Source organism: Aeromonas crassostreae (assembly GCF_054052445.1).
This window is the reverse complement of record NZ_JBSTYM010000001.1, coordinates 287945-303440: the sequence shown is the minus strand read 5'-3', so window position 1 is coordinate 303440 and position 15496 is coordinate 287945. Positions and strand designations below refer to the sequence as shown.

At 66.5% G+C, this 15496-nt stretch carries 13 protein-coding genes; 7 read left to right on the top strand and 6 right to left on the bottom strand.

Annotation, left to right across the window (positions count from 1 at the left end; translation table 11 throughout):
* The first annotated feature begins 1 nt into the window (after position 1).
* From ihfA to ACW5W4_RS01305, 7 genes are all read left to right on the top strand, one after another.
* Entirely contained in the window at positions 2–301 is a 300-nt protein-coding gene (gene ihfA, locus ACW5W4_RS01335; RefSeq protein ID WP_427261764.1) for an integration host factor subunit alpha, read from the top strand.
* 45 nt (positions 302–346) lie between these two features.
* On the top strand, positions 347–4348 hold the full coding sequence (locus ACW5W4_RS01330; protein WP_456688148.1) for an ATP-binding protein: 4002 nt from the start codon (positions 347–349) through the stop codon (positions 4346–4348).
* Positions 4345–5583 (top strand): response regulator, encoded by a 1239-nt coding sequence (locus tag ACW5W4_RS01325; RefSeq protein ID WP_456688147.1) that lies wholly within the window; start codon positions 4345–4347, stop codon positions 5581–5583. Before ACW5W4_RS01330 ends, ACW5W4_RS01325 begins: the two co-directional genes overlap by 4 nt.
* Positions 5584–6228 (top strand): GNAT family N-acetyltransferase, encoded by a 645-nt coding sequence (locus ACW5W4_RS01320; RefSeq protein ID WP_456688146.1) that lies wholly within the window; start codon positions 5584–5586, stop codon positions 6226–6228.
* A 161-nt stretch (positions 6229–6389) separates the two neighbouring features.
* Positions 6390–7163, top strand: a complete 774-nt coding sequence (gene cobB / locus ACW5W4_RS01315) for a Sir2 family NAD+-dependent deacetylase (RefSeq protein ID WP_427261761.1) — start codon at positions 6390–6392, stop codon at positions 7161–7163.
* Between the two features lie 147 nt (positions 7164–7310).
* Positions 7311–7802 carry a molybdopterin-dependent oxidoreductase gene (locus ACW5W4_RS01310; protein WP_427261760.1) on the top strand — a complete coding sequence of 164 codons (492 nt, stop codon included), beginning with the start codon at positions 7311–7313 and terminating at the stop codon, positions 7800–7802.
* 11 nt (positions 7803–7813) lie between these two features.
* Positions 7814–9478: a diguanylate cyclase domain-containing protein gene (locus ACW5W4_RS01305; protein WP_456688145.1), complete on the top strand. Its 1665-nt coding sequence runs from the start codon at positions 7814–7816 to the stop codon at positions 9476–9478.
* A 98-nt stretch (positions 9479–9576) separates the two neighbouring features.
* Here the strand turns inward: ACW5W4_RS01305 and ACW5W4_RS01300 are convergent, their stop codons facing one another.
* From ACW5W4_RS01300 to rbsD, 6 genes are all read right to left on the bottom strand, one after another.
* Positions 9577–10578, bottom strand: coding sequence for a substrate-binding domain-containing protein (locus ACW5W4_RS01300; protein ID WP_456688144.1), 1002 nt, complete (start codon positions 10576–10578; stop codon positions 9577–9579).
* Complete coding sequence (gene rbsK, locus ACW5W4_RS01295) at positions 10578–11510, bottom strand: ribokinase (protein WP_456688143.1); 933 nt, start codon at positions 11508–11510, stop codon at positions 10578–10580. The genes ACW5W4_RS01300 and rbsK overlap by 1 nt, the downstream gene beginning before the upstream one ends.
* A 97-nt stretch (positions 11511–11607) precedes the next feature.
* Positions 11608–12483, bottom strand: a complete 876-nt coding sequence (gene rbsB, locus ACW5W4_RS01290; protein ID WP_456688142.1) for a ribose ABC transporter substrate-binding protein RbsB — start codon at positions 12481–12483, stop codon at positions 11608–11610.
* Between the two features lie 43 nt (positions 12484–12526).
* Positions 12527–13492, bottom strand: coding sequence for a ribose ABC transporter permease (rbsC, locus tag ACW5W4_RS01285; protein WP_408793372.1), 966 nt, complete (start codon positions 13490–13492; stop codon positions 12527–12529).
* Positions 13489–15018: a ribose ABC transporter ATP-binding protein RbsA gene (gene rbsA, locus ACW5W4_RS01280; protein WP_456688141.1), complete on the bottom strand. Its 1530-nt coding sequence runs from the start codon at positions 15016–15018 to the stop codon at positions 13489–13491. The genes rbsC and rbsA overlap by 4 nt, the downstream gene beginning before the upstream one ends.
* Positions 15019–15039: 21 nt before the next feature.
* On the bottom strand, positions 15040–15459 hold the full coding sequence (gene rbsD, locus ACW5W4_RS01275) for a D-ribose pyranase (RefSeq protein ID WP_456688140.1): 420 nt from the start codon (positions 15457–15459) through the stop codon (positions 15040–15042).
* Positions 15460–15496: the final 37 nt, after the last annotated feature.

Here is a 15496-nt window from a genome sequence, read left to right as displayed (position 1 = left end):
TATGGCGCTTACCAAAGCCGATATTGCAGAGCACCTGTTCACCCAGCTCGGGATGAGCAAGCGTGAAGCCAAAGAGTTGGTGGAAGCCTTCTTTGAGGAGATCCGACAAGCGCTGGAACGCGGCGAACAGGTCAAGATCTCGGGCTTCGGTAATTTCGATCTTCGCGAGAAGAATCAGCGTCCAGGTCGCAACCCCAAGACGGGCGAGGATATTCCCATCAGCGCCCGTCGGGTGGTCACCTTCCGACCCGGCCAGAAACTCAAGGCCAGGGTCGAGACGGTCGAACCCAATGAGTCTTGAAATGAGTCACGAAAAGCCAGGCACCCGCCTGGCTTTTGCTATGCCATGAGACGTCTGCTTCCCCTCAGCTTCTGGCTGCTGGCCGGCACGGCCCAGGCCATGGTGCTGCCGCTGCCCCCCTCGACCCTCCATTATGTGGCGTCCCTCGACAAGCTTACCTTCTGCTATCCGGCGCTGGTGCGACTTCCCTATCTGGAGGAGAAGGGCGGCTTTCTGATGGAGCAGCTTGACCGGCTGGCCGGCACGCTGCCGGTGCCCCTGGTCACGCTGCGGCTGCCGAACTGGCAGGCGGTCGGGGAGGGACTGCAATCGGGACGCTGCGATCTGGTGCCCCACATAGGCCCCACTCCGGTCGCGGCGCTCGGGCGGCTCTACAGCCGTCCCATTCTGGAGTCCGAGTCCGCCATCCTCTACCGCGGCAAGCTCAATGACGCCGTCTTCCTCACCTCGCCCCTGTGGCAGCAGTCGGCGCGCCTCTCCCGGCTCTATCCCAAGGCCAGGCAGCAGCCCCTCGCCGATCCCGGCCGCTGGTTCGAGGCGCTCAAGGCGGGCGAGGGCAGTGCCTATCTCGGCGACTACCTGCAACTGCGCTACCTGATGCGGCAAAACCCGGCGGAGGGGCTGCGGCTGCATCGGCTGCGCAACGATGACTGGGTGATAGGCTATCGCCTGATGATGGGGGACAGACCCGAGCTCAAGCGGCTGATCGACACCGCCATCCGCTACCTGACCCCGGGGGCCCTCTATCAGGATCTGGAACGCTACCTGGCCGATGGCAAGCAGACCATCAACCCCGTCTATTTCACCGACGAGGAGCAGGCCTGGCTGGCGGGGCGGGGCAGCCGGGTACGCCTGGCGGTCAACCCGGATCTCATGCCCTACAGCGGCGTCGACGAGCAGGGCCAGCTGACCGGCTGGAGCGGCGACGTGTTGCGCTGGGTCGGCCAGCAGACGGGGCTGCGCTTTGACATAGTGGTGGCCGCCAGTCGGGAGGAGGCCCTGGCCAAGCTCAGGCACGGGGAGGTGGACATGATGGCGGGCCTGCTGGAGTCTCCTCGCCTGGGCCAGGAGTTCGCCTTCAGCCGCACCATCGCCGAGAACCGCTTCGCCCTCGTCTCCCCCAAGGATCGCAAGATAGTGCGGCTCGGCGAGCTCAGGGGGGAGCGGGTGCTGGTGCCCACCAGTCTGTACGATCCGGACATGTTGTCCGGCTACGGCAACGCGGCCTGGGTCCGGGTCAGGGATGTGGATCAGGGGTTGGCCGAGCTGCGCGGCGGCAAGGCGGACTGGCTGCTCAGCGAGCTCTATCAGTTGCAATATCCCCTGCGCAGCAATCAGCTGGCCGGGCTCAACGTGACCGAGCTGCACGACAGATTTGCCCTGGGGTTTGCCATCAATCGGCAGCACCAGCTGCTGGCCAACGTGCTGGATCAGGGCCTGATGACCCTCAACAACGAACAGATGACGGAGCTGACCCAGCGCTGGCATCGGCTCGTCCTCACCCAGCAGAGCGGCGTCAGCTATTGGGTGCTGTTCGGTTCCGTGCTGTTGGCCTTGCTGATCAGCGCCGCCGTCATCACCCTGATCTGGCGCTCCCGCCAGCAGCTCTTCCAGGAGATGGCGCAGCGCCTCGCCGCCGAGCAGGCCCTGGCCATCGAGAGCCGTTTTCGTGAATCCCTGTTCCAGGCCCTGCCGGTCCCCGTCTTCCTGCGCGATGGCAACGGCGACATCATCAAACGCAACAAGCGCGGCAAGCGGCTGGAGGCGCGCTACCCCGGCCCCATCGCCCTGCCGCCCGCCGAGATAGGGGCCACCGAAGGGGAGCTGACCCTGGGAGAGCGGGTCTTCTCCTATGCCCAGATCCCGCTGCGCCTGGATCAGCGGGGACCGGCGGGGGAGCTGATCGCTCTCTCCGACATCAGCTCACTGCGCGAGCGCGAACGCTTCTCCCGCCAGGCGGAGCGGCGGCTGCGGGCCCTCACCAATACGGTGCCGGGCATGGTGGTGCAGTTCGTGTTGCGCGGCGGCAGCCTGGGGGAGATGGAATTTGTCAGCCGGGGCAGCTTCGCCCTGCTCGGGGTGTCGAGCAACCGGCTGCGCCGCGACCCCCTCAAGGCCCTGGCCGCCCTCTATGACCGCGACCGGCGCCGCTTGCAGGTGCGCATGCCCCGGCTGCTGGCGGCGGGGGAGCCGGTCTCCCACGCCCTGCGCTACCGGCATCCGACCCTGGGACTGCGCTGGTTGCAGTTCCACGGCCGCGGGCGGCGGCTCGATGAGAGGGTTGAGGGGGTATGGCGCGTCTATGGAGTGGTGCTGGATGCCACCATGCAGGTGGAGCAGGAGCAGGCGCTGCAGCGCTCCCACGCCAGGGCCGAGCAGGCGATGCAGGCCAAGGGGCGCTTCCTGGCCGCCATCAGCCACGAGATCCGCACCCCCATGAATGCCATCCTCGGCTGGCTGGAGTGGCTCGCCGCCACCCCCCTCAGCGACGAGCAGCAGGGGGCCGTGACCAGCGTGCGCCAGGCGGGGGACGAGCTGCTGGGGCTGCTCAATGACGTGCTCGATTTCAGTCGCAACGAGAGCGGCAAGCTGAGCCTGACTCCCCAGCCCACGGATCTGGTGCTCTTGTGCGAGCGGGTCGCCGCCGTGCACTGGCCCAAGGCTCGCAACAAGGGCCTGCAGTTGCGGCTGGATCTCTGTGCCTCGCTGCCGGCCCAGCTCGAGCTCGATCCCCACAGGTTGGGGCAGGTGCTGCACAACCTGCTCTCCAACGCCATCAAGTTCAGCCGTCGTGGCAGCGTCTGCCTCTGGGCGGATCGGTACGCGGACGAGGGCGAGGAGAGGCTGCGCATCGGCGTCGATGACCAGGGGCCCGGGATAGCCCAGGAGCTGATGCCCCGGTTGTTTGCCCCGTTCGAGCAGGGGGAGGTGAGCGGTCAACTGAGGGCCCAGGGCACAGGGCTGGGGCTGGCCATCTGCCGCCAGCTGATCGAGCAGATGGGGGGCACCATCACCGTGAGCCCCAATCTCGGCGGGGGAAGCCGCTTCATCGCCACCTTGCCCCTCGGGCCCTCCATCCCGGACTCGGTCAGGGTGCTGCCGGCCACGACTCTGACGACCCGCTTGCCCGAGGCCGAGCTGGCACGGCTGCAACCCTGGCTAGGGCGGCTCAACCTGACCTTGGCCGCCCCCGGGGACGGGGTGCCTTGTCTGGCCCAGCAGCAGGATGAACAGGGGTTGCTGAGCTGGCTCTGGCAGGGCAAGAGCTGGGTGCCCGGCACCCTGGTGAGCCTGTTGCAAGGGGAGAGCAGCATCGATGGTCAGGGTCGCTTGCAGCAGGCGGGCGAAGGGCTGCGGGTCTTGCTGGTCGAAGACCATGACATGAACCGGGCCCTGCTGCGGATGCAGCTCGGCCAGCTCGGCGCCCGGGTCTGGTGCGCCAGCCAGGGGCAGCAGGCGCTGGCGGTGCTGGCCGAGCAGGAGGTGGATCTGGTGCTGACCGATCTGCAGATGCCGGTGATGGACGGGGCCGAGCTCTGCCAGCAGTTGAAGGGCAACCCCAGCTATCGCGCGCTGCCCGTCTATGTCATCACCGCCGATGTGAGCGAGCAGGCGGCCCGGCGCCTGGCATCCTGCGGCTGCGATGGCCGCTTTGAGAAACCGCTGCGGCTGGTGGATCTCGCCGCTTTGCTGCGCCGGATCCGGCGGGCAGGCTCCCGCCCGGACGAGGGCCAGCCCCCCTTGGCGGCGCAGATGGCGCCTGCCCCCTGGGCCATGCCCGCCTTGAGCGATGCCCTGATCGCCCTCTATGTGGAGAGCACGAGCCGGGACATCGAGGCCTTGGCCCAGGCGCTGGCCAGGGGCGATAGCAGCCAGATCAACGGCCATTTGCACAAGATGCGGGGCGCGGCGAAAATGGTGGCGGCTGCCCCCCTGTTGCAGGCGATGGACGATTGGCACAAGGAGCCTGCCCCCCCCTTGATCCCCTTGCTGCGCCTGGCACTGGATGAGACGGCGCGCCGCTTGACCGAGAGACAGAGACAATGATCATCACAGAGGAAGAGCTGATGGCTCTGCTGGAGTCCCCGGCCGAGGAGGGCTCCGGCTTTCATGCCGTGACCCTCTATGCCCTGGATAACCAGGCCTATCACCACGCCAGGGCAAGCGGCCTGCCGAGCCATGTCCAGCTGTGGCGCGCCCGGCCCGATGCCAGCTGGCAGTGGGCCGGGCTGTTTGCCAGCGGGGCCATCGCCCTGTTCGATCCCGCCGCCCACCAGGGGGCGGACTACCTGGCCGCCATGTCGCAGGGGGAGGGGGTGTATCGGCTCGACGAACCCTGGCAGGAGGCCCTGGCGCTGCGCCACCGGCAGTGGTGTGACTGGCTGGCCGGCCTTGAGATCCTGCTGCTCGAGGATCACCCCTTTCAGGGGGCCCAGCTCCAGCAGCAGATCCGGGCCCTCGGCCTGCCGTGTCGCTGGGTGCAGGATGGGACGGCCTGCCTGCAGGCCTTGGCCCAGGGCAACACCGGCCTGCTGTTGAGCGACCTCAGCCTGGCGGAGCAGGACGCCATCAGCCTGCTGCTCGCCAACCCCCAATACCAGCGGCTGCCCCTCATCCTGCTCTCCGCCCATGAGCAGACCCTGATCGACGGCAGCCGCCGCCTGCTGCACGATGCCGGTTTCAACGTGCTCGCCGCCCTCGCCAAGCCGCTGCAGGAGGAGGAGCTGCTGCGCCAGCTCAAGGTGATCTACCTGGGCCCCCAGCATCAGCGCCGCCTCCATGGCCTGCGTCGCACCATACGCAACTGGCAGGGGGCGAGCCTGGGCACCCTGAGCCTGCAGTCCAATCCTCCGGCCGGGGGCGGACACTGGCTCCCCCTGGCCGGGCTCACCCAGGAGTGGTCCGAGCTAAAGGGCTGGCTCGAGGAGGTGGGGCGCGCTCCCGAGGATCTGACTCTGGTGGTTCAACGCCGGGATGCCCTGCTCACGGCCCAGGCGCCGTTTGCCCTGGTGCTGCATGCGAGCCTGGCGGGAGTCAAGCTGGCCCTGCTGCTCGACAATGGCGAGCACCTGCCGTTCGATCTGATCGAGCGTCTGCCGTTCCAGCACCTGCTGCTGGGGCAACGGCTCGCCCAGGAGTGGGCGAGCGCCCCGGCGGACTCCCTGCTCGACCGCTTCATGGGGCGGGTGCGGGATCTGGGGATCGCCATCTACCTGGATGACAGCCTCAACCTGCAGGATGAGGAGCGTTGGCGCCTGCTGGGCGCGGCGGGGCGCTGGTAGATGGCGCGTTATCTCTGTTGGCCTCGGGACGAGGCACGCCTTCGCCGTGGCCTGGCCGGCTGGCGGCCGGCCCGGCGCCGTGCCGATCTGCCCCTCACCATGGTGCTGGCGGGGGAGCGCTGTACCCTGCACGAGCTGGGGCCGGAGGATGAGACGCGCATCGTGCAGGCATTCGCCGGGCTGAGCCAGCAGAGCGTCTATCTCAGATTCATGCGAGCCAAACAGCCCCCGACTCCGGAGCAGGTGAGCGTCTTTCTCGACTACCCCAGGGAGCGGCAGATCTCCTTGCTGCTGTGCGACGCCGGGGGAGAGCCGTTGGCCCAGGCCCAGTCGGTTCGGCGCCGCCTGCACCCGGATCGGGCCGAGTTCTCCTGCATCGTCGCCGACCACTTTCAGCACAAGGGGGCCGGGCGACGGCTGCTGCTGGCCCTGGCCATCCTGGCCCGGGGCGAGGGGATTGGCGAGTGGACCGCCGAGGTGCTGGCCCAGAACAGGCCCATGCTGGGGCTGCTCAAGGGGCTGGGGCTGCCCCTGACCCTGGTCACCGGCCGCGAGCTCATCTTCGTGCGCCTCGATCTCGCGGCCCTGGATCCGCTGCTGGCCGCCTCGGCGGTGCCCGCCACGCCTGATCGCGAGAGGGAATAGACGCCCCTGCCATCAAGGGCCCAGAGGCCACCCCGGCGCGCTGATACACTGGCCGAGCACATATCCCCTCAGCACCCTTCCATGCCTAATACCAAGGGCGAATAGGCCCCTCCCAGGGCCTGTGCTAAGGTCTCCCCATCGGCTGCGTCAAGGAGTTGTGCATGCAAGCGCCCAAACACATAGTGATATTGACCGGAGCCGGCATCTCTGCCGAGTCCGGCATCAAGACCTTTCGCGCCAGCGATGGCCTGTGGGAAGAGCACAGGGTGGAGGATGTGGCGACCCCGGAGGGGTATGCCAGGGATCCCGCCCTGGTGCAGGGGTTCTACAATGCCCGCCGTCATCAGCTGCAACAGGAGAGCGTCCACCCCAATCCCGCCCATTACGCCCTGGCGCGCCTCGAGCGCCTCTATCCTGGCCAGGTCACCCTGATCACCCAGAACATCGACGATCTGCACGAGCGGGCGGGCAGCAAGCAGCTCATCCACATGCACGGCGAGCTGCTCAAGGCCCGCTGCCCCGTCTCCGCCCAGGTGATCGAGTGGCGCGGGGATCTGAGCCAGGAGGCGCTCTGCTCCTGCTGCCAGTTTCCCCAGCCGCTGCGCCCCCACGTGGTCTGGTTTGGCGAGATGCCGCTCGGGCTGGATCGCATCTATGGCGCCCTGGCCCAGTGCGATCTCTTCATCTCCATTGGCACCTCGGGGGCCGTCTATCCTGCGGCCGGTTTCATCCATGAGGCCGGTCTCAATGGGGCCCATACTTTGGAGCTCAATCTGGAGCCGAGTGAGGTGGGCAGCCAGTTTGACGAGAAGCGCTACGGCCCCGCCTCCCTGCTGGTGCCCGCCTTCGTGGACGAGTTGCTGCAACGCTGCGGCGTGCATCAGCCCAAGTCCATGGAGGGGGAGAACTGGATGGAGATGCGCGAGCGCCATTGAGGCGGAGGCGTCGGCCCCTGTGCGAACACAGGGGCGGGCAATAGCGACCTTTTTACCCTATGCCGAGCAAGGCTGTTGCACTCTCCCTGATAAGAAAGCAAACTCGAATGAGACAGTGCTGATGGATATCACAATAGAGGGCAAGGTATGCAGACACGGACGATCACCAGGTGGCTTGCCACCACTGTCTTGCTCGGCGGTCTGATGGCGCCAGGGGCGCAGGCCCACGAGGCGAGCATGTTGACCCTGGTTGCGCCAGATGGGAGCAGCAAGAGTCTCAAGCGCAGCGAACTGGAGGCCCTGCCTCAGGTCTCTTTCGAAACGGGAACCCCCTGGACCCAGGGCCGGCATGGCTATCGCGGCCCGCTGCTGCGGGACGTGATTCGCCAGATCAGCCCCAAGGCCGATCGGGTCAATGCGATCGCCCTGAACAACTACAGCCATGAGGTGCGGCTCTCGGACTATGGCGATCACCCCCTGATCCTGGCCATGAGCGAGGATGGCAAGCCCCTGACCCGCCGCAACAAGGGCCCCTTCTGGTTGCTGTTTCCCTTCTCTTCTGCACCCAAGCTGGCGGAAGACCCCAACGTGCAGGCCTCCATGGTGTGGCAGATCGTGCGGCTAGAGGTGCTCGATTGAGGCGTCGCTCCGTGCAAAATGCGCTGCTGTTCGGGATCTGCCTGCTGTTTATCGGCTCCTCCCTGTGGGGATTGATGCTGCAGCAAAAGCATGAGCGCCTGGTGGACTACTTCTACCGCGGCTCTCACTGGAACATTCACCAGCTGCTGCTCGACTCCCAGCGCTTTCTCTATGAGCTGAAACTCTATCGGGGCGGGGTGGGGAGGATGGAGGCGCTCTCCCTGGAGTACGATCTGTTCTGGAACCGCATCGACATCTTCTTGGTGAGCGAGGAGACCCGGGTGGTGCGCGGCCAGCTGGGCCTGGCCGGCATAGCTCATGAGCTGTTTGATGAACTCAAGTCCATCGAGTCGCAGATGGATGCGGGGCATCTGCAGGAGGGACCCGGGCTCGATCGCCTGCAGCAGCGCCTGGGGGCGGCGAGCAAGCGGCTCGAGCAGATCAGCCGGGTGGTGCTCACCGGGGAGGAGCGGGAGGCGTCGGTGACCCAAATTCGCCGCAACCTGCTGCTGTTGCAGGTGTGGCAGCTGACCCTGCTGGCGGCCGGTGTGCTGCTGGTAGCCGCCCTGGTGCGGGCCAACATGCTCAATCGTCGCCAGGCGCGCACCGATCCCCTGACCCGGCTTGGCAACCGGCTCGCCCTCCATGAGCAGCTCGACCTCAGCCTGGGGCGGGGCGGCCTGGTGGCCTTGATCATCCTGGATCTCAAGCGCTTCAAGCAGGTCAACGATCAACTGGGTTATCAGGTGGGGGATCGCCTGCTCCAGGTGGTGGCAGACAAGCTGACGCGCTGGCCCCATGGCCACGCCTTTCGGCTCGGGGGGGATGAATTTGCCTGCGTCCTCGAGGATTGCCCCGACGCCCTTGCCTGTCGCAGCCGGGCAGAGGCGCTGCTGGCATTGCTGGCGTTCGACTTTCGCACTAGGGAGAGCAGCTTTCAGCTGCGCTGCCGCCTGGGCCTGGCGCTGACGGAAGAGGGGGACACCCGGGATACCCTGATAGATCACACCATATTGGCACTCAATCAGGCCAAGGGGGGGCAGCAGGGGGACCTGGTCCAGTTCAGCCTCGCCATGCTCGGTCAGCTGCAACAGCGCCATCAGCTGGTATGGCGGCTGCAACGCTGGCTGGAGCAGGGAACCGAGATGCCGCTGACGATACACCTGGAACCCATGGTGGCGGCGCACCATCCCCCCCTGGCGATGCGGCTCACCCTCAGCTGGCACGATGGACAGCGCTGCCCCCTCACCTGGCTGGAAGAGTCCGGATTGTTTGAGGAGGTGATGGCCCATGTGCTGGCCCAGGCCTATACCATGACCTCTCTGCCGCTGCTGCTGGGGATGAGCAAGACCCAGCTCGCCCGCCTGCTGCGCAGTGCCCTGATTTGCCTGGCGAGTGGGCGCATCATCGCCGGGCTGCCGTTTCTGGCCAAGGAGGATCCCGAGCTCAAGGCGCTGGTGCTCCAGGCCGAGCTGGTGCTGGGGCTGGAGGAGGTGGGGAGCGCGACCATGTCCCTGGCCAGGGGCGGCTGGCCCCTGGCCTACTGGACCCCTTGTCGCACCAGCGAGGAGGAGGCGGCCGCCCTGCAACCCCTGGTGCAGGCCCTGGGGCTCACCACCCTCTGGCCCGCCCGGCTCAGAGAGGTGCCTCGCCCGGCCGGCGGTTTGCAGGCCTGAGGGCCGCCCCCGAACCCGGCGCCGGGCAACAGGCGTCAACGTCAAAGAGGGAGCCCAGGGCTCCCTCTTTGATGGATGTGACAAGGACGGACCGCGGCTCAGTAGCCGCGGCAGGATTGGCGGATCACCAGATCGGGCTCCTGGGTGATCAGGCGATTGGTTATCTGCTCGCCATGGATGCGGGCCAGCAGCCGGGTCACGGCGAGGCGGCCCAGGGCCTCCTTGGGCTGGTTGATGGTGGTGAGGGGGGGGGAGAGATACTGGGCCAGCTCGACGTTGTCATAGCCGATGAGGGAGATATCCTCCGGCACCCTGAGCCCCGCCAGGTGGGCGGCACTGATGGCCCCCATGGCCATCATGTCGTTGAAGATGAAGAGGGCGCTCGGCCGGCTGGGCTGGGCCAGCAGGCGCGTCATGGCGGCAAAGCCGCTGGCGCAATCAAATGCTCCCCCCTGCAACCACTCGGGCCGCACCGGGAGTGCAGCCTCCTCCATCGCCTGGAGGAAGCCCGCCAGCCGCTGGGTGGAGGGGGCGCGCCCCTCGGGTCCCATGATGCAGCCGATCTCCCTGTGACCGAGCTCTATCAGGTGCCGGGTGGCGAGATATCCCCCCAGGTGCGAGTTGTCGGCGATGAGGTCGACCCTGTCGCTGTCGAGTCCCCAATCCATCACCACCACAGGCAGTGTGCCCAGCCAGTCGAGCTGGTTGAACACCTCCTGCTGCCCCTCGCTGCACATGATGAGCAGGCCATCCACGCGTTTTCTCAGCATCATCTTGAGGTAGGAGAGGGCGGTCTCGGCCTCTCCCTCGGTGTTGCCCAGCATCAGGTTGTAACCCTGCTCGAAGCAGTAACGCTCCACCCCGCGCACCACCTCGGCGAAGAAGGGGTTGCTGGAGGTGGTGACCAGCATGCCGATGCTGTGGGTCTCTTTGACCTTGAGACTGCGGGCCACCAGGCTGGGGGCATAGTTGAGCTCGTGCATGGCGGCGAAGACCCGCTGCCGGGTATCCTCGGCCACGAAGCGGGTCTCGTTGATGACGTGGGAGACGGTGGTGGTGGAGACCCCCGCCCGCGCCGCCACCTCCTTGATATTGGCCATCAGGCCTCCCGCTCGGCATGGGCGAGGAGGAAGGCTTCCACCTCGGCCTTGAGCGGGATGGCGCTCTGGGCGCCGAGGCGGGTCACCGACAGGGCCGCCGCGCCATGGGCGAAGCGCACCGCCTGCTGGAAATCCACGCCGGCCAGCTCGGCCGCCAGCAGGGCGCCGTTGAAGGTGTCGCCGGCCGCCGTGGTGTCCACCGCCTCGACCCGAAAGCCCGGGATAAGTTGCTGTTGTGTCCCCTTGCTGCAATAGACCCCTTGCGAGCCCAGGGTGATCATCACCTCCGCTATCCCCATTTGATGGAAGCGGGCTGCGGCCTGGGCTGCGCTGGCTTGGTCGCTCACCTTGACGCCGGTCAGCAGCTCGGCCTCGGTCTGGTTGGGGGTGATGAGATCCACCAGCGCCAGCAGCTCGGCGGGCAGGGGCTGGGCGGGCGCCGGGTTGAGCACCACCCGGGTGCCGTGGGCGCGGGCGAGACGGGCAGCCTCCAGCACGCTGTCGAGCGGCACCTCCAGCTGCAGCAGCAGGGTGTGGGCGCCCGCGATCAGGGCCTCGTGGCGTCTGACCATGGCGGGGGAGAGGGCGCCGTTGGCCTCGGCGGAGAGGCCTATGCTGTTCTCCCCCTCGTCACTCACATAGATGATGGCGATGCCGGTGGGCAGGTGCTCGTCCTGCTCCACCGCGCTCACGTCTATGCCATCTTGCTCGAAACCCTGGCGCATCTGCTGGCCGATGGCGTCCGCCCCGATGCGGGCGATAAAGGAGACGGCGGCGCCGAGGCGGGCGGCGGCCACCGCCTGATTGGCCCCCTTGCCACCGGGGACGACCCGGTAGCTGTGGCCGGCCAGGGTCTCACCGGGGCGGGGAAAGTGCGGCACCCGCAGCACATGATCCGCATTGACACTGCCGAGGACAACGAGACGATTCATAGTTTGATTTCCCTTGATGCATCTTGGCTTGGGTCTGCCCAAGGCGAGAGACACGCGAGGCGTCGAGAGAAGGGGAGGCGCGCCTCCCCCCTGTCATTTACTGGCTGACCACTTGCAGCGGCACCGGGATGGATTGTTCCACCGGCTGGCCCTTGAGCACCTTGTCGGCGGTCTCGATGCCGATGGCACCGATCAGCGCCGGCTGCTGGGCGATGGTGGCGGCCAGTTTGCCACGGGCCACGGCGGCCTTGCCATCGTCGGTGCCGTCAAAGCCCACGATCATCACCTCTTTGCCCGCTGCCTGCACGGCGCGGATGGCACCCAGGGCCATCTCGTCGTTCTGGGCGAACACCGCCTGGACCCCGCCGTGGGCGGCCAGCAGGTTTTCCATGACGTTCAGCCCCTTGGTGCGGTCAAAGTCGGCGGGCTGGGAAGCCAGCACCTCGAACTGGTGCGCCTTCACCGCCAGGGCGAAGCCTTCGCCGCGATCCCGGGCCGCCGAGGTGCCGGCGATCCCTTCCAACTGGATCACCTTGGCGCCGTTGCCCAGCTTCTCGGCGATGAAGTCCCCCGCCAGCTTGCCGCCGGCCACGTTGTCGGAGGCGATGTGGGCCTTGACCTCGCCCTGGGCCGCGCCGCGGTCCAGGGTCAGCACAGGGATGGCGGCCCGGTTGGCCAGGCGGATGGCGTTGCCCACGGCGTCCGAATCGGTGGGGTTGATCAGGATGGCACTCACCTTGCGCACGGTGAGATCTTCCACATTGGCGAGCTCCTTGGCCGGGTCATTCTGGGAGTCGAGCACCACCAGCTCATAGCCCAGCTCCTTGGCCTTGGCTTCGGCTCCCTCCTTCATGGTGACGAAGAAGGGGTTGTTGAGGGTGGAGACCACCATGGCCAGGGAGTGATCGGCGGCCTGGGCGGTGCCCAGCACGGACATGATGGCGGCGGCGAGCAGGGTATTGAGCTTTTTCATCGTTTCATTCCTTGTGCTTTGTTATGGGTGTGTGTGGTTGTCGTTATTTGCTTTTGTTGTCGATCATCACGGCGAGCAGGATCACGCTGGCCTTGGCGATCATCTGGTAATAGGAGCTGACGTCGAGCAGGTTGAGAGCGTTGTTGAGGAAGCCGATGATGAGGGCACCGATCAGGGTCCCCATGATGCGGCCCTTGCCCCCCATCAGGCTGGTGCCCCCCAGCACCACGGCGGCGATGGCATCGAGCTCGTAGCCCATGCCGGCGGTGGGCTGGGCGGAGGAGAGGCGGGAGGTGACGATGAGCCCCGCCAGGGCCGACAGCATGCCGCACAGACCATAGACCGCGAGCTTGACCCTGGCCACATTGATGCCGGAGAGGCGGGTGGCGGACTCGTTGCCCCCCAGGGCATAGATGTAGCGACCGAGGCGCGTGTGGTTGAGCAGGTACCAGGCCAGCAGGAAGACGATGGCCATCAGCCAGATGGGCACCGGCAGGCCCAGCAGGTAGCCGGTACCCAGCCAGGCGAAGTGATCGGATCCCTCGCTGAAACCGGTGGAGATGGGGCGCCCCTCGGTGTAGACCATGGTGACGCCGCGCAGGGCGGTCATGGTGACCAGGGTGGCGATAAACGCCTGCACCTTGCCCTTGGCGATGATGAGGCCACTGACGCCGCCGAGCAGGGCGCCGGCCCCCAGGGTGAGGGGAATGACCAGGGCGATGGGCAGCTCCATGGCGACCATGGTGGCGGCCAGGGCGCCGCACAGGGCCAGCACCGAGCCGACCGACAAGTCGATGCCGGCCGTCAGAATGACCAGCGTCATGCCCACCGCCATGATGGCGTTGACCGAGGTCTGGCGCAGTATGTTGAGCAGGTTGTCGGCGGTGAAGAAATTCGGGCTCAAGAAGGAGACCACGCCGATCAGCACCAACAGGGCCACCAGGGATTTGTTCTCTATCCACCAGGCCTTGCTCATGACGCCGCGGCGGGGAAGGGTTTGGGTTGTCATTGTGCTGCCTCTTGCTCTGCTTGCCACTGTTTGCCGACGGCGGCCGCCATCAGTTTCTCCTGATTGGCGCCCTCGGTGTTGAACTCTGCGCTGATGCGCCCTTCGTGCATCACCAGGATGCGATCACTCATGCCGAGTACTTCCGGCATCTCGGAGGAGACCAGGATGATGCTCATTCCCTCCTGCTTGAACTGGTTGATGAGCTGGTAGATCTCCTTCTTGGCCCCCACATCGACGCCCCGGGTCGGCTCGTCCAGGATCAGCACCTTGGGCCGGGTCAGCAGTCCCTTGGCTATGGCCACCTTCTGCTGGTTGCCGCCGGAGAGCAGTTTTATCAGCTGATCCTGACTCGGGGTCTTGATGTTGAACAGGCGCACATAGTCCCCCACCGCCTGGCGCTCGGCCTGGCCGTCAATCTTGCCGCCACGGATGAACTCGCCGAGGGCGCACAGGCTCATGTTTTCGCGCACCGACAGCTCCAGCACCAGGCCGTCCCCCTTGCGATCCTCGGAGATATAGGCGATGCCGGCGGCCAGGCCATCGGCCGGGCTCCTCGGCACCAGCACCTTGCCATCGACCTCGACTGCGCCGCGGCTGATGGGGCTGGCGCCGTAGATGAGCTTCATCAGCTCGGTGCGCCCCGAGCCCATCAGGCCGCTGAAGCCCAGTATCTCCCCCTGACGCAGGGAGAAGCTCACCCCGCGCACGCCTGGGCCGGCCAAGTCTTTCACCTGCAGGCTGACCGGGCCGAGCTCGCGGGAAAGGCGCGGGTACTGCTCCTCCAGCCGGCGGCCCACCATCATCTCGATGATCCTGTCTTCGTCCAGATCCCTCACCGCCTGCTCGCCTATCCACTTGCCGTCCCGCAGCACGGTGACCCTGTCGCAGATCTGGAAGATCTCCTTGAGGCGATGGGAGATGTAGACGATGCCGCAGCCCTGCTGGCGCAGCTCGCGAATGACCGCAAACAGCTGCTCGGTCTCGGTGTCGGTCAGCGCATCGGTGGGCTCGTCCATGATGATGACGCTGGCATCGAACGACAGCGCCTTGGCGATCTCCACCATCTGCTGCTCGCCAATCGACAGATCCCCGAGCCGGGTGTCCGGGCCGTGCTTGACGCCGAGGCGGGCCAGCAATGTGCTGGCCCGTTCGCGCAACTGCTTGTGATCGATGGCGCCAAAGCGGGTACGGGGTTCGCGGCCGAGGAAGATGTTGGCGGCAATCGACAATTCCGGCAGCAGGTTCAGCTCCTGGTGGATGATGCTGATCCCCTGATCCTGGGAGTCGCGGGGGCCCTTGAAGTGGACCGGCTGACCGCGATAGCTGATGGTGCCGCTGTCGGCCTGATAGATGCCGGTCAGCACCTTCATCAGGGTGGATTTGCCGGCGCCATTTTCACCGAGCAGGGCCATCACCTGGCCCGGATAGACCTTGAGGCCCGCCTCGTCGAGGGCGCGCACACCGGGGAAGGTCTTGACGATCCCGATCAGCTCCAGAATGGGTGAGAGGGGGGAGGTTGTGCTCATTGGCAGCTTCCTTGAAGAGGCTTAAAACGCCACACCGGCGCAGAGAATGAGGTTGGCGTAGGGGGTCACCTCGCCGCTGCGCACGATCGCCTTGCTCTGGCGGGAGCGGGTCTTGAACGCCTCGTGCAGGCAGTATTCGATGGCGATGGGCTTGCCCTGGGCCAGGGCGTGGGCCTCAAGCTGATCGACCAGTGCCTGATGGGCATCGGGGCTGATCAGTGTGATTTCGCTTGCCATGATCACCTTCTCCACCACCAGATCGCTGAGCAGGGCGTCCAGCACGGTGGCAAGGCTCGGCGTCCCCGCCATCAGGGCGAGATCGATGCGCTCCGGCCCCGTCGGGATGGGCAGACCCGCATCGCAGACGGTGATCTCGTCGGTGTGGCCCATCCGTGCCACCAAGGCACTCAGGGGGGCGTTGAGCAGCTTGCCTCGTTTCATACTTCTCTCTCCTGGCGTGACGGCGAAGGGGCCGAGC

Excerpts from the sequence above, each read along its gene's own strand:
- ihfA (WP_427261764.1), top strand. The coding sequence starts at position 2 with ATGGCGCTTACCAAAGCCGATATTGCAGAGCACCTGTTCACCCAGCTC.
- ACW5W4_RS01330 (WP_456688148.1), top strand. The coding sequence starts at position 347 with ATGAGACGTCTGCTTCCCCTCAGCTTCTGGCTGCTGGCCGGCACGGCC.
- ACW5W4_RS01325 (WP_456688147.1), top strand. The coding sequence starts at position 4,345 with ATGATCATCACAGAGGAAGAGCTGATGGCTCTGCTGGAGTCCCCGGCC.
- ACW5W4_RS01320 (WP_456688146.1), top strand. The coding sequence starts at position 5,584 with ATGGCGCGTTATCTCTGTTGGCCTCGGGACGAGGCACGCCTTCGCCGT.
- cobB (WP_427261761.1), top strand. The coding sequence starts at position 6,390 with ATGCAAGCGCCCAAACACATAGTGATATTGACCGGAGCCGGCATCTCT.
- ACW5W4_RS01310 (WP_427261760.1), top strand. The coding sequence starts at position 7,311 with ATGCAGACACGGACGATCACCAGGTGGCTTGCCACCACTGTCTTGCTC.
- ACW5W4_RS01300 (WP_456688144.1), bottom strand. The coding sequence starts at position 10,578 with ATGGCCAATATCAAGGAGGTGGCGGCGCGGGCGGGGGTCTCCACCACC.
- rbsK (WP_456688143.1), bottom strand. The coding sequence starts at position 11,510 with ATGAATCGTCTCGTTGTCCTCGGCAGTGTCAATGCGGATCATGTGCTG.
- rbsB (WP_456688142.1), bottom strand. The coding sequence starts at position 12,483 with ATGAAAAAGCTCAATACCCTGCTCGCCGCCGCCATCATGTCCGTGCTG.
- rbsC (WP_408793372.1), bottom strand. The coding sequence starts at position 13,492 with ATGACAACCCAAACCCTTCCCCGCCGCGGCGTCATGAGCAAGGCCTGG.
- rbsA (WP_456688141.1), bottom strand. The coding sequence starts at position 15,018 with ATGAGCACAACCTCCCCCCTCTCACCCATTCTGGAGCTGATCGGGATC.
- rbsD (WP_456688140.1), bottom strand. The coding sequence starts at position 15,459 with ATGAAACGAGGCAAGCTGCTCAACGCCCCCCTGAGTGCCTTGGTGGCA.